Annotated in this window: 13 protein-coding genes; 12 read left to right on the top strand and 1 reads right to left on the bottom strand. The window is 69.7% G+C overall.

Features of this window, described 5'->3' with window-relative positions:
* Positions 1–68: 68 nt before the first annotated feature.
* The 3 genes from ACXIZN_RS18720 to nusB are packed head-to-tail and all read left to right on the top strand — an operon-like array spanning position 69 to position 2,226.
* Positions 69–1,160, top strand: a complete 1,092-nt coding sequence (locus ACXIZN_RS18720) for a M24 family metallopeptidase (protein WP_457955917.1) — start codon at positions 69–71, stop codon at positions 1,158–1,160.
* A 38-nt stretch (positions 1,161–1,198) separates the two neighbouring features.
* Positions 1,199–1,762: an elongation factor P gene (gene efp / locus ACXIZN_RS18715; RefSeq protein WP_034311660.1), complete on the top strand. Its 564-nt coding sequence runs from the start codon at positions 1,199–1,201 to the stop codon at positions 1,760–1,762.
* A complete protein-coding gene (nusB, locus tag ACXIZN_RS18710; protein ID WP_219153080.1) occupies positions 1,762–2,226 on the top strand; it encodes a transcription antitermination factor NusB in 465 nt (154 codons plus the stop codon). The genes efp and nusB overlap by 1 nt, the downstream gene beginning before the upstream one ends.
* Before the next feature lie 110 nt (positions 2,227–2,336).
* Here the strand turns inward: nusB and bldD are convergent, their stop codons facing one another.
* On the bottom strand, positions 2,337–2,825 hold the full coding sequence (bldD, locus tag ACXIZN_RS18705) for a transcriptional regulator BldD (protein WP_003096372.1): 489 nt from the start codon (positions 2,823–2,825) through the stop codon (positions 2,337–2,339).
* Between the two features lie 260 nt (positions 2,826–3,085).
* Here bldD and pyrR point away from each other — a divergent pair, with 260 nt between their 5' ends.
* The 9 genes from pyrR (at position 3,086) to gmk (ending at position 12,912) form a co-directional block, all read left to right on the top strand.
* Positions 3,086–3,682, top strand: a complete 597-nt coding sequence (gene pyrR / locus ACXIZN_RS18700) for a bifunctional pyr operon transcriptional regulator/uracil phosphoribosyltransferase PyrR (RefSeq protein WP_034311664.1) — start codon at positions 3,086–3,088, stop codon at positions 3,680–3,682.
* Positions 3,679–4,611 (top strand): aspartate carbamoyltransferase catalytic subunit, encoded by a 933-nt coding sequence (locus tag ACXIZN_RS18695; RefSeq protein ID WP_034311667.1) that lies wholly within the window; start codon positions 3,679–3,681, stop codon positions 4,609–4,611. The genes pyrR and ACXIZN_RS18695 overlap by 4 nt, the downstream gene beginning before the upstream one ends.
* Positions 4,608–5,900: a dihydroorotase gene (locus ACXIZN_RS18690; protein ID WP_457955915.1), complete on the top strand. Its 1,293-nt coding sequence runs from the start codon at positions 4,608–4,610 to the stop codon at positions 5,898–5,900. Before ACXIZN_RS18695 ends, ACXIZN_RS18690 begins: the two co-directional genes overlap by 4 nt.
* Entirely contained in the window at positions 5,897–6,406 is a 510-nt protein-coding gene (locus ACXIZN_RS18685) for a PH-like domain-containing protein (RefSeq protein ID WP_457955913.1), read from the top strand. The genes ACXIZN_RS18690 and ACXIZN_RS18685 overlap by 4 nt, the downstream gene beginning before the upstream one ends.
* Positions 6,406–7,554 (top strand): glutamine-hydrolyzing carbamoyl-phosphate synthase small subunit, encoded by a 1,149-nt coding sequence (gene carA, locus ACXIZN_RS18680; protein ID WP_457955911.1) that lies wholly within the window; start codon positions 6,406–6,408, stop codon positions 7,552–7,554. The genes ACXIZN_RS18685 and carA overlap by 1 nt, the downstream gene beginning before the upstream one ends.
* Positions 7,555–7,710: 156 nt before the next feature.
* Positions 7,711–11,025, top strand: a complete 3,315-nt coding sequence (gene carB, locus ACXIZN_RS18675; protein WP_126731724.1) for a carbamoyl-phosphate synthase large subunit — start codon at positions 7,711–7,713, stop codon at positions 11,023–11,025.
* A complete protein-coding gene (pyrF, locus tag ACXIZN_RS18670; RefSeq protein ID WP_457955910.1) occupies positions 11,022–11,861 on the top strand; it encodes an orotidine-5'-phosphate decarboxylase in 840 nt (279 codons plus the stop codon). Before carB ends, pyrF begins: the two co-directional genes overlap by 4 nt.
* Positions 11,862–11,968: 107 nt before the next feature.
* A complete protein-coding gene (gene mihF, locus ACXIZN_RS18665; RefSeq protein ID WP_003096398.1) occupies positions 11,969–12,286 on the top strand; it encodes an integration host factor, actinobacterial type in 318 nt (105 codons plus the stop codon).
* Positions 12,283–12,912, top strand: a complete 630-nt coding sequence (gene gmk, locus ACXIZN_RS18660) for a guanylate kinase (RefSeq protein ID WP_126731728.1) — start codon at positions 12,283–12,285, stop codon at positions 12,910–12,912. The genes mihF and gmk overlap by 4 nt, the downstream gene beginning before the upstream one ends.
* The last annotated feature ends 5 nt before the right edge of the window (positions 12,913–12,917 follow it).

The following is a 12,917-nucleotide window of genomic DNA, read 5'->3' as shown; positions in this document are numbered from 1 at the left end:
GGGCCTTCACGGACTTGGGCGGCGCCGAAAAGCGTGCCACCGGCGGCCCACCCCCTAAACTCCATCACGTGCGTGAATACTTCTCTCGCCGCCGCGCGGCGCTGCGTTCCCTGCTGGCCGACTCCGGGGTGGACGCGCTGCTGGTCACGGACCTGCTCAACATCAGGTACCTGACCGGCTTCACCGGGTCCAACGCCGCTCTCCTGGTCCACGGGGACGGCGACGACAAGACGATCTTCTGCACCGACGGCCGCTACACGGTCCAGTCGGCGACGGAGGTGCCCGACCTCGAACGAGTGCTGGACCGCGCGAGCGCGGCGAAGCTCGCCGACCTGGCGGCCGAGAAGAAGCTCGGCAAGACCGGGTTCGAGAGCCAGCACGTCAGCGTCGAGCAGCACGAAGACCTCAAGGTCCGCTTCGACCGCGTCGAGCTGGTCCGGACGCCAGGGCTCGTCGAGCAGCTGCGGCTGGTCAAGGACGAGCAGGAGATCGAGGCGCTGCGCCAGGCGTGCGCGGCGGCCGACCGGGCGCTGGAGGACCTGGTGTCCGCCGGCGGGCTCCGGCCGGGCCGCACCGAGCTGGACGTCGCCCGCGACCTCGAGAACCGCATGCTCGGCCACGGTTCGACCGGTCCTTCGTTCGACACGATCGTCGCGGCGGGCGCCAACTCCGCGATCCCGCACCACCGGCCCACCCCGGCCGTGCTCGCGACCGGCGATTTCGTCAAGATCGACTTCGGTGCCACGGTCGACGGCTACCACTCCGACATGACCCGCACGTTCGTCCTCGGCAAGCCCGCGGCGTGGCAGGAGGAGGTCTACGAGCTGGTCCAGCGCGCGCAGGCGGCGGGCTGTGACGCCGTCCTCCCCGGCGCCGAGGTGTCCGAAGTGGACAAGGCGGCCCGCGGCGTGATCGTCGGCGCGGGGCGCGGCGAGGAGTTCGGCCACGGTCTCGGCCACGGCGTCGGGCTGCAGGTGCACGAGGCGCCCAGCCTGGCCGCGACCGGCGTCGGTACACTGTCCGCCGGTATGGCCGTCACCGTCGAGCCTGGTGTGTATCTGCCCGGACGCGGAGGCGTGCGCATCGAGGACACGCTGGTCGTGCGGGAAGGTACGCCCGAACTCCTCACGCTGAGCACCAAGGAACTCGTGGTCGTCTGACGGCGGCCCGGAAGATCGACACAGGAGACTGCACACTCGTGGCCACCACCAACGACCTGAAGAACGGGCTCGTCCTCAACCTCGACGGCCAGCTCTGGACCGTCACCGCGTTCCAGCACGTCAAGCCGGGCAAGGGCGGCGCGTTCGTCCGCACGACGCTCAAGCACGTGCTGACCGGCAAGGTCGTCGACAAGACCTTCAACGCGGGCACGAAGGTCGATACGGCCACCGTCGACCGCCGCAACATGACCTACCTGTACAAGGAGGGTCAGGACTTCGTGTTCATGGACGCGGAGACCTACGACCAGATCACCGTGCTGAACGAGACCGTCGGCGACAACGCGAACTACCTCCTCGAGAACACCGAGGTCCAGGTCGCGGTGCACGAGGGTGTCCCGCTGTACATCGAGCTGCCGACCTCGGTCGAGCTCGTCGTCCAGCACACCGACCCCGGCCTGCAGGGCGACCGCTCCACCGGTGGCACCAAGCCCGCCACCCTGGAGACCGGCGCCGAGATCCAGGTGCCGCTGTTCCTCACCACCGGCGAGAAGATCAAGGTCGACACCCGTGACGGCCGCTACCTGGGCCGCGTCTCCAGCTGATGGCAGGCTCAGGCAAATCCGGCAAGTCCCCGAACCGCGGCGGGCCGATCAGCCGCCGCCAGGCTCGTAAGCGGGCCGTCGAGATGATGTACGAGGCCGCCCAGCGCGGTGCCGACGCGGTGACGCTGCTGGCGGACCGGGTCGGTTCGGTCGAGGTCGACCCGATCGCGGACTACACGATCTCGCTGGTCGAGGGCGTCACCGGCCGCAAGACCCAGATCGACGAGCTGCTCTCCGAGCACGCTCAGGGCTGGACGCTGGACCGGATGCCGCCGGTGGACCTGGCGGTGCTCCGCGTCGGCGTCTACGAGCTGCTGTGGGCCGAAGACGTGCCGGACCCGGTCGCCATCGACGAGGCCGTCGGGCTGGCGAAGGAGCTGTCGACCGACGACTCGCCGCGCTTCGTGAACGGCGTGCTCGGCCGGATCGGCACGATCGCCGACAGGCTCCGCGCGGTGCTGTAAGAAGACGTACTACAACGGGCCGTGTCCTCTGCCGAGGGCACGGCCCGTTCTCGTGCTCGGTGGTGCCGGTTGGCGTTTCCGGTCCCCCCGGACCGAAAACGACGCCATCTCTAGTCCTCTTTGGACGGTCGAGCCTCGGGCGGCAGCACACCCCAGTCGATCAGCTGCTCGGTGAGCTCGCCGGGGGTCATGTCGTAGATGATCGCCAGCGAACGGAGGTCCTCGGTGCGGATCGAGAGCACCTTGCCGTTGTAGTCACCGCGCTGGCTCTGGATGGTGGCCGCGTAGCGGGCGAGCGGCCCGACCTTCTCCGCCGGGAGCTGCTGCAGGCGCTCCAGGTTGATGACGATCTTCGTGGCGGGCTCGGCACCCGACGGCACCCGGCCCTCCGGCAGCAGCTCGACCACCGGGACGCCGTAGAAATCGGCGAGCTCGGCGAGCTTCTGCACGGTGACGGCGCGGTCCCCGCGCTCGTACGAACCGACGACGACGGCCTTCCAGCGGCCTCCGGACTTCTGCTCGACCCCGTGCAGGGACAGGCCCTGCTGCTGGCGGATCCCGCGGAGCTTGGCCCCGAGCGCCTTGGCGTAATCGCCCATCTGGTGGTTCTCCGTTTCCTCACCCCCAACCGGTCGAGGTGACCGATCCAGGGGACTCCTAGAGTCGAATACTCAGAGTAATGGTTACGCATAGTTGTCACCAGGTCAAGCGGGTGCTTTCGAGAGGCCTTCGTCACCTGGGGCGCGCCACTCGTAAGAATGAGCGTCCGCTCCTGCTAGTGTCGGTTCGATTTCCTCGCCAAGCAGGAAGTCGACGTCCTTTAAGGACCCGTCCAGAGAGGCGGGGAAGGAGGTCCGCCTTGTCGTCACGCCCGCGTGGCGCGGCGGAACCGGCGGGAGAGCGCGAGCTGCTCTCGTCCGGCGATGTCGCGCGCACGATCGCCCGAATGGCCCACCAGGTCATCGAGAAGACCGCTCTCGGTGCCGGTGGCTCGACTCCGCCCGTGTTGCTGGGCATCCCCACCCGGGGGACCCCGCTCGCCCTGCGGCTCGCGGACAAGATCGCCGAGTTCTCCGGCATCCGTCCGCCCACTGGCGCGCTGGACATCACGCTCTACCGTGATGATCTCCGCCGCCGCCCGCCCCGCGCGCTCGAACATTCGCAGCTGCCGCCGACCGGTATCGACGACGCGGTGGTGATCCTGGTCGACGACGTGCTGTTCTCCGGCCGCACCATCCGCGCCGCCCTCGACGCCCTGCGCGACCACGGCCGCCCACGCGCGGTCCAGCTGGCCGTGCTGGTCGACCGCGGCCACCGCGAACTGCCGATCCGCGCCGACTACGTGGGCAAGAACGTGCCCACCTCGCGCGCCGAGGGGATCGAGGTCCTGCTGTCCGAAGTGGACGGACGGGACTCGGTTCTGCTTCGCGCGCAACCAGAAGGAGATCGATCGTGAAGCACCTGCTCGCCACCGACGGGCTCGACCCGGCGCTCGCGACAGCCGTGCTGGACACCGCGGAAGAGCTCAAGCACACCTTGCTGGGCCGCGAGGTCCGCAAACTGCCGACGTTGCGCGGCCGCACCGTCATCACGCTGTTCTACGAGAACTCGACCCGCACGCGCGTCTCGTTCGAGATCGCGGGGAAGTGGATGAGCGCGGACGTGATCAACGTCTCCGCGTCCAGTTCCTCGGTCAACAAGGGCGAATCGCTGCGGGACACCGCGCTGACGCTGGCCGCGGCCGGTGCCGACTGCGTGATCATCCGGCACCCCGCCTCCGGTGCGGCGCAGCGGCTTTCGGGCTGGCTCGCCGAAGCGGGGACGGCGGTCGTCAACGCCGGGGACGGCACCCACGAGCATCCGACGCAGGCGCTTCTCGACGCGGCCACGCTGCGGGAGCGCCTCGGTTCCTTCGAGGGCCGCCGCATCGGGATCGTCGGCGACGTTCTGCACAGCCGGGTCGCGCGGTCGAACATCCACCTGCTCTCCTCGCTGGGCGCGGAGGTGGTGCTCGTCGCGCCGCCGACGCTGCTGCCGGCGGGGGTGGAGAGCCTGCCGGTCACCGTGTCGCACGAACTCGACGCCGAACTGCCCGCACTCGACGCGGTCATGATGCTGCGGGTCCAGGCGGAGCGGATGCACGGGGGCTTTTTCCCCAGCGCCCGCGAGTACTCGATCGCGTACGGCCTCAACGAACGGCGGATGAAGCTCTTGCCCGAGCACGCCGTCGTCCTGCACCCCGGCCCGATGCTGCGCGGGATGGAGATCGCCTCGGCGGTCGCCGACTCCCCGGCCTCGGCCATCACCGAACAGGTCCGCAACGGCGTCCACGTGCGCATGGCGGTCCTTTACCACTTGCTCGCCAGTGAAGGAGCCGCTGCATGACCACCGTCCTGATCAAGGGCGCCCGACCCTACGGCGAGGGCGATCCGGTCGACGTGCTCGTCGAGGACGGGGTCATCGCCGACATCGGTTCGCTCGACGCGCCGGAAGAAGCCGAAGTGATCGACGCGGGCGGCCAGGTGCTGCTCCCCGGTTTCGTCGACCTGCACACCCACCTGCGCGAACCGGGGCGCGAGGACACCGAGACCATCGCCACCGGTTCGGCCGCGGCCGCGCTCGGCGGCTACACCGCGGTGTTCGCCATGGCCAACACCGACCCGGTGGCCGACAACGCGGTGATCGTCGACCACGTGTGGCGGCGCGGCCAGGAGGCCGGGCTGGTCGACGTGCACCCCGTCGGCGCGGTCACCGTGGGGCTCAAGGGCGAGAAGCTCGCCGAACTGGGCACCATGGCGAAATCCGAAGCCCGGGTGAAGGTGTTCTCCGACGACGGCCTCTGCGTCGCGGACCCGCTGCTCATGCGCCGCGCGCTGGAGTACTCGACGGCGCTCGGCGTGGTCATCGCCCAGCACGCCGAGGAGCCGCGGCTGACCGTCGGCGCGCAGGCGCACGAGGGCGAGCAGGCCGCACGGCTGGGTTACACCGGGTGGCCCGCCTCGGCGGAGGAGTCGATCGTCGCCCGTGACTGCCTGCTCGCCGAGCACGCGAACGCGCGGCTGCACGTCTGCCATGTTTCGACCTCGGGTACCGCGGACATCCTCAAATGGGCCAAGGACCGCGGCACCAAGGTCTCGGCCGAGGTCACCCCGCACCACCTGCTGCTGACCGACGAGCGGCTCGCGACCTACGACCCGGTCAACAAGGTCAACCCGCCGCTGCGCACGGAGTCCGACGCCGAAAAGCTGCGCGCCGCGCTCGCCGAAGGCGTCATCGACTGCGTCGCCACGGACCACGCGCCGCACGCGGTCCAGGACAAGGACTGCGAGTGGAGCTCGGCCCGGCCGGGCATGCTCGGCCTGCAGACCGCGCTGTCGATCGTGGTCGAGACCATGGTCCGCACCGGCCTGCTGGACTGGCGGGGCGTCGCGCGGGTGATGAGTGAGCGGCCCGCCGAGATCGGCAACCTGTCCGACCACGGCCGTCCGATCGAGGTCGGTGAACCGGCGAACCTGACGCTGGTGGACCCGGACACCGAATGGACCGTGCGCGGGGCCGAGTTCGCGAGTATCGCGGCGAACACCCCGTACGAAGGAATGCGGCTCCCCGGCGTGGTGACGGCGACGTTGCTGCGCGGGCGGATCACCGCACGGGAAGGGAAGATCGCATCATGAGCGACCGGCTTCTGCTGACCCTGGCGGTCTTCGCCTTCTTCCTGTTCTGCGTCTTCCTGATGTGGCGCGGCTGGCGCCGCAAGTCCCGCGCGCAGAGCGTGCAGGTGCCGCCGTTCCCGGAGATCCCCGCGGAGCCCGGTGAGGCGTCGCTCGAATCGACCGGCGTCTACATCAGCACCACCACGGCGGGGCACTGGCAGGAGCGCGTGGTCACCCGCGGCGCCGGCCTGCGCACCGGTGCGGTTTGGCGCCTCCACGAAGCCGGGATCGCCATCGAACGCGGCGGCGCACCGGACTTCTGGATCCCGCGCGCGTCCGTCACCGGCGTCCGCAAGGACAAGGGGATGGCCGGGAAGGTGATGGGCATCGACGCGCTGCTCGTCGTCACCTGGCTGGCGGGCGACGTCGAACTGGACACCGGATTCCGCGGCGACGACGTCGACGACTATCCACAGTGGATCGAAGCTTTGCAAGACACCCGCAACGACATCAAGGGAGGTGCCTGATGAGCACCGCGAACAGCACCAGGACCCCCGCCGCGCTGGTCCTCGAAGACGGCCGCGTGTTCCGCGGCTCCGCGTACGGCGCTCGCGGCCGCAGCCTGGGTGAGGCGGTGTTCTGCACCGGGATGACCGGCTACCAGGAGACGCTGACCGACCCCTCCTACCACCGGCAGATCGTGGTCCAGACCGCGCCGCAGATCGGCAACACCGGCTGGAACGACGAGGACGACGAGTCCTCGCGGATCTGGGTCTCGGGCTACGTCGTCCGCGACCCCGCGCGCACCCCGTCCAACTGGCGCTCCAAGCGCACGCTGGACGAGGAACTGGAGCGTCAGGGCGTCGTCGGGATCTCCGAGGTGGACACCCGCACGCTGACCCGGCACCTGCGCGAGCAGGGCGCCATGCGGTCCGGCGTCTTCTCGGGCGACGCGCTGGGCACCGACGAGGAGATGCTCGCGCAGGTGCAGGCGAGCCCGCAGATGAAGGGCGCCGACCTCGCCGGCGAGGTCACCACGAAGCAGGCGTACGTCGTCGAGGCGCGGGGCGAGCGGAAGTTCCGCGTGGCCGCGCTGGACCTGGGCATCAAGTCCAACACCCCGCGCATGATGGCCGCGCGCGGCATCGAGGTGCACGTCCTGCCCTCGTCGTCCACTGTGGACGAACTGCTCGCCGTCGAGGCGGACGGCGTGTTCCTGTCCAACGGACCCGGCGACCCGGCGACCACCGCGCACGCCACGGAGCTGACGAAAGCGGTGCTGCAGCGGGAGATCCCGCTGTTCGGCATCTGCTTCGGCAACCAGATCCTCGGCCGCGCGCTGGGACTGGGCACCTACAAGATGCGCTACGGCCACCGCGGGATCAACATCCCGGTGATCGACGTGGCCACCAAACGCGTCGCGATCACCGCGCAGAACCACGGTTTCGCCCTCGAAGGCGAGCCCGGTCAGCGGTTCGAGACGCCGTTCGGCGCCGCGCAGATCTCGCACTACTGCCCGAACGACGACACCGTCGAAGGTGTGCGCGCGTTCGACGTCCCCGCGTTCTCGGTGCAGTACCACCCCGAGGCCGCCGCAGGCCCGCACGACGCGGCCCCCCTGTTCGATGAGTTCGTCGGCTTGATGGGCAAGAGCGCGGGGCGGGGAAATGGCTGACCAGGTGAGCGGCCACGACGGCGCGCACTGGCCGAAGGCCTCGCGAACGTGGAGGCGGGCCGCCTTCGGCGCGGACCGCAACGGAATTCAAGAACTCACGGCCCGGCTACGCGTTCGTCGACCGCGCGCCATGATCAACACGGAGAAGGCCAAGTAATGCCGAAGAGGACAGACATCCAGCACGTGCTGGTGATCGGCTCCGGGCCGATCGTGATCGGCCAGGCGGCGGAGTTCGACTACTCCGGCACCCAGGCCTGCCGCGTACTCCGCGAAGAGGGACTGCGCGTCTCGCTGGTGAACTCGAACCCGGCGACCATCATGACCGATCCCGAGTTCGCCGACGCCACCTACATCGAGCCGGTGACGCCGGAATTCGTCGAGAAGGTCATCGCCGAGGAGCGCCCCGACGCGATCCTCGCGACGCTGGGCGGGCAGACGGCGCTGAACTGCGCGGTCGCCCTGCACGAGCGTGGCGTGCTCGAGAAGTACGGCGTCGAGCTGATCGGCGCCGACGTCGAGGCCATCCAGCGCGGCGAGGACCGGCAGAAGTTCAAGGACATCGTCCGCACGATCGGCGGCGAGGTGCCGCGTTCGCGGGTCTGCCACGACATGGACGAGGTCCGCGCGACCGTCGCCGAGGTCGGCCTCCCGGTGGTCATCCGGCCGTCGTTCACCATGGGCGGGCTCGGCTCGGGCATGGCGCACACCGACGAGGAACTGGAGCGCCTCGCCTCCACCGGGCTCACCGAGTCGCCGGTCACCGAGGTGCTCATCGAGGAAAGCGTCCTCGGCTGGAAGGAGTTCGAGCTCGAGCTCATGCGCGACCGGCACGACAACGTGGTGGTCGTCTGCTCGATCGAGAACATCGACGCGATGGGCGTGCACACCGGCGACTCGGTCACCGTCGCGCCCGCGATGACCCTGACCGACCGCGAGTACCAGCACATGCGCGACGTCGGCATCGCCGTGCTGCGCGAGGTCGGCGTCGACACCGGCGGCTGCAACATCCAGTTCGCGATCAACCCCGAGGACGGCCGCATGGTCGTCATCGAGATGAACCCGCGCGTGTCCCGCTCCAGCGCGCTGGCGTCGAAGGCGACCGGGTTCCCGATCGCCAAGATCGCCGCGAAGCTCGCCATCGGCTACACCCTCGACGAGATCCGCAACGACATCACCGGCGAGACCCCGGCGGCCTTCGAGCCGACGCTGGACTACGTCGTGGTGAAGGTGCCGCGGTTCGCCTTCGAGAAGTTCCCCGGCGCGGACCCGACGCTCACCACGACGATGAAGAGCGTCGGCGAGGCGATGTCGTTCGGCCGCAGCTTCCCCGAGGCGCTCGGCAAGGCGCTGCGGTCCATCGACACCAAGGCCACCGGCTTCTGGACCCGGCCCGATCCCGAAGGCGCGACGCTGGAGTCCGTGCTGGAGGCCCTGCGTACGCCGCACGACGGGCGCCTCTACGAGGTCGAGCGTGCGCTGCGGTTCGGCGCCACCGTCCAGCAGGTGCACGAGGCGTCGGGGATCGACCCCTGGTTCATCGACCAGATCGCCCTCATCGGCGAGGTCGGCGCCGAGGTCCGCGACGCCCAGGTCCTCGACGAGCCGCTGCTGCGGCGCGCCAAGCGGATCGGCCTCTCCGACCGCCAGATCGCTTCGCTGCGGCCGGAACTGGCCGGAGAGGACGGCGTCCGCGCGCTGCGCCGCCGTCTCGGCGTGCGGCCGGTGTACAAGACCGTCGACACCTGCGCGGCCGAGTTCGCGGCCAAGACGCCGTACCACTACTCGGCCTACGAGACCGACCCCGCGGCGCAGTCGGAGATCACCGCGCAGACCGACAAGCCGAAGGTGCTGATCCTCGGCTCCGGGCCGAACCGCATCGGGCAGGGCATCGAGTTCGACTACTCGTGCGTGCACGCCGCGATCGCCCTGCGCGAGGCCGGTTTCGAGGCCGTCATGGTCAACTGCAACCCCGAGACCGTCTCCACCGACTACGACACCTCGGACCGGCTCTACTTCGAGCCGCTGTCGTTCGAGGACGTCCTCGAAGTGGTCAACGCCGAGCAGGAGTCGGGCACCGTCGCCGGGGTCATCGTGCAGCTGGGCGGCCAGACCCCGCTCTCGCTCGCGAAGCGCCTCGCCGACGCCGGTGTCCCCGTGATCGGCACCTCCCCGGACGCGATCCACCTCGCCGAGGACCGCGGCGCGTTCGGCGAGGTCCTCACCGACGCCGGGCTGCCCGCGCCGAAGTACGGCACGGCGACCTCGTTCGAGGGCGCGAAGCGGATCGCCGACCAGATCGGCTACCCGGTCCTCGTGCGGCCGTCCTACGTGCTCGGCGGACGCGGCATGGAGATCGTCTACGACGAGGAATCCCTCGCCGGCTACATCCACCGCGCCACCGAGGTCACCCCCGAGCACCCGGTGCTGGTGGACCGGTTCCTCGACGACGCCATCGAGATCGACGTCGACGCGCTGTTCGACGGCGACGAGCTCTTCCTCGGCGGCGTCATGGAGCACATCGAGGAGGCCGGGATCCACTCCGGCGACTCCTCGTGCGCGCTGCCGCCGATCACGCTGGGCCGGACCGACATCGAGACGGTGCGCCGCTCGACCGAGGCCATCGCGCGCGGCGTCGGCGTCCGCGGGCTCCTGAACGTGCAGTACGCGCTCAAGGACGACGTCCTCTACGTCCTTGAGGCCAACCCGCGCGCGTCGCGGACGGTGCCGTTCGTGTCGAAGGCGACCGCGGTGCCGCTGGCCAAGGCCGCCGCGCTGATCATGACCGGCTCGTCGATCAAGGATCTGCGCGAGTCCGGCGTCCTGCCCGCCGAGGGTGACGGCGGCCATATGCCCGCCGATTCGCCGGTCGCGGTCAAGGAGGCGGTCCTGCCGTTCCACCGCTTCCGCACGCCCGAGGGCCACGGCGTCGATTCGCTGCTCGGCCCGGAGATGAAGTCCACCGGCGAGGTCATGGGCGTGGACGTCTCCTTCGGCAAGGCGTTCGCCAAGTCGCAGGCCGGCGCCTACGGTTCGCTGCCGACGTCGGGCAAGGTGTTCGTCTCCGTCGCCAACCGCGACAAGCGTTCGCTGGTGTTCCCGGTGAAGCGGCTGGCGGACCTCGGATTCGAGATCCTCGCCACGTCCGGCACCGCGGAAGTGTTGCGGCGCAACGGGATCGCCTGCACCGTCGTGCGCAAGCACTACGAAGGTTCCGCTGAAGGCGAACAGAACGTCGTGGACGTCATCCTCAGCGGCGAGGTGCAGATGGTGATCAACACGCCTTATGGCAACAGCGGTCCGCGGATCGACGGCTACGAGATCCGCACCGCCGCGGTGTCGCGCGACATTCCTTGCATCACCACGGTGCAGGGCGCGGCGGCGGCCGTGCACGGGATAGAGGCCGTCATCAAGGGCGACATCGGCGTGCGGTCGCTGCAGAGCCTGCAGGCGGCGCTGAAGGCCAAGGCATGAGCGAGCGGTTCGGGGCGAGGCTGGCGCAGGCGGTCGCGGAGAAGGGACCGCTCTGCGCCGGCATCGACCCCCATCCCGGGCTGCTCCAGGCGTGGGGTCTCCCGGCGGACGCGGGCGGTTTGGAGAAGTTCGCCCTCACGGCCGCTGAGACGCTCGCGCCCGAGGTCGCGGTGATCAAGCCCCAGTCGGCCTTTTTCGAGGCCTACGGGCCTCCTGGGGTCGCCGTTCTGGCCAAGACGATGAAGGTGTGCAAGGAGGCGGGAGCGCTCGTCCTGCTGGACGTCAAACGCGGCGACATCGGCTCGACGATGGCGGCGTACACGGCGGCGTTCCTGCCCGCCGGGGCGGAACTCGAGGCGGACGCCATCACCGTGTCGCCGTACCTCGGGTTCGGTTCGCTGGCGCCCGCGATCGACGTCGCGCAGGCGCAGGGCAAGGGCCTGATCGTCCTGGCGCGCACTTCGAACCCGGAGGCGCAGGGATTGCAGAACGCCTTGCTGCCCAACGGAAAGACCGTCGCGCAGGACATCGTCGACACGGCGGCCGCGTACAACGCGGGCGTCGGCCCCTTGGGTGACATCGGCGTCGTCGTCGGCGCCACCATCGCGCCGGGGGAGCTCGATCTGAGCAAGCTGAACGGTCCGATCCTGGCGCCCGGTTTCGGGGCCCAGGGGGCCACTCCGGCCGATTTGCGGGCCCTTTTCGGGCCGGGACTGCCGGGTGTGCTGCCCGCGTCGTCCCGTGACGTCCTCAGGCACGGGCCGGACCCCGAAGCGTTGCGTGCGGCCGTTCGGCGGACCCGGGATTCCCTCGGTCCCCTGGAAAACGGCCAATAGCAGGCCCGGGAATCCGTCATGACCAGCCACCCCCGCATTGTGGGCCGAGGTAACGGGTGGGTACCGTCGCCACACCCACCCAGATTTGAGAACTACCGGAGGAAAACGTGGCACTTCCCCAGCTGACAGAGGAACAGCGCGCTGCGGCGCTGGAGAAGGCCGCCGCCGCCCGCCGCATCCGTGCTGAGCTGAAGGAGCGGCTGAAGCGGGGCGGTACCACTCTGGTCGACGTGTTGAAGCAGGCCGAGGAGAACGAAGTCCTCGGCAAGATGAAGGTCTCGGCTCTGCTCGAGGCTCTTCCGGGCGTCGGCAAGGTCCGTGCCCAGCAGACCATGGAACGACTGGAGATCGCACCCAGCCGTCGTCTTCGCGGCCTCGGCGACCGGCAGCGCAAGGCGCTGCTGGCCGAATTCAGCGGCGAGTGAGCGGCATCGGTCAGGACCACCCGGTGAACCCGGGCGCTGACCGCGGCGGTGAGCCGGTGGCGGGAGTCGAATCCCGGCACCGGCTCACGGTCGTCTCAGGGCCTTCGGGGGTCGGGAAGTCGAGCGTGGCCAAGGAGCTGCGCAAGCTGGATCCGGAGATCTATTTCAGCGTCTCGGTGACCACCAGGAAGCCGAGGCCGGGTGAGGTGGACGGCGAGCACTACCACTTCATCGACCGGGCCGAGTTCGACCGTATGGTCGCCGGCGGCGAACTGCTCGAACACGCCGAGTTCGCGGGCAACTGCTACGGCACCCCGCGCGGGCCCGTCGAGCGGGTGCTCGCCGAAGGCCGCAACGCGATACTGGAGATCGAACTCCAGGGCGCGCGGCAGGTCCGCAGGGCGATGCCGGAGGCCCGGCTGGTGATGCTGATGCCGCCGTCGTGGGAAGAACTGGTCGGCAGGCTGACCGGCCGCGGTACCGAGAACGAAGCCGCGGTGAAGGCCAGGCTGGCCGAGGCCGAACGCGAACTCGCCGCCGCCGGGGAGTTCGACGAGCGCGTCGTCAACGCCGACGTGCGAGAGGCCGCTGAGCAGTTGCTAAACTTGATAACCGGCGACAAGTAACCCGA

This window comes from Amycolatopsis sp. TRM77291, assembly GCF_054166285.1.
This window is presented reverse-complemented; position numbering and strand designations above follow the sequence as displayed.

Excerpts from the sequence above, each read along its gene's own strand:
- nusB (WP_219153080.1), top strand. The coding sequence starts at position 1,762 with ATGGCAGGCTCAGGCAAATCCGGCAAGTCCCCGAACCGCGGCGGGCCG.
- bldD (WP_003096372.1), bottom strand. The coding sequence starts at position 2,825 with ATGGGCGATTACGCCAAGGCGCTCGGGGCCAAGCTCCGCGGGATCCGC.
- ACXIZN_RS18690 (WP_457955915.1), top strand. The coding sequence starts at position 4,608 with ATGACCACCGTCCTGATCAAGGGCGCCCGACCCTACGGCGAGGGCGAT.
- ACXIZN_RS18685 (WP_457955913.1), top strand. The coding sequence starts at position 5,897 with ATGAGCGACCGGCTTCTGCTGACCCTGGCGGTCTTCGCCTTCTTCCTG.
- carA (WP_457955911.1), top strand. The coding sequence starts at position 6,406 with ATGAGCACCGCGAACAGCACCAGGACCCCCGCCGCGCTGGTCCTCGAA.
- carB (WP_126731724.1), top strand. The coding sequence starts at position 7,711 with ATGCCGAAGAGGACAGACATCCAGCACGTGCTGGTGATCGGCTCCGGG.
- pyrF (WP_457955910.1), top strand. The coding sequence starts at position 11,022 with ATGAGCGAGCGGTTCGGGGCGAGGCTGGCGCAGGCGGTCGCGGAGAAG.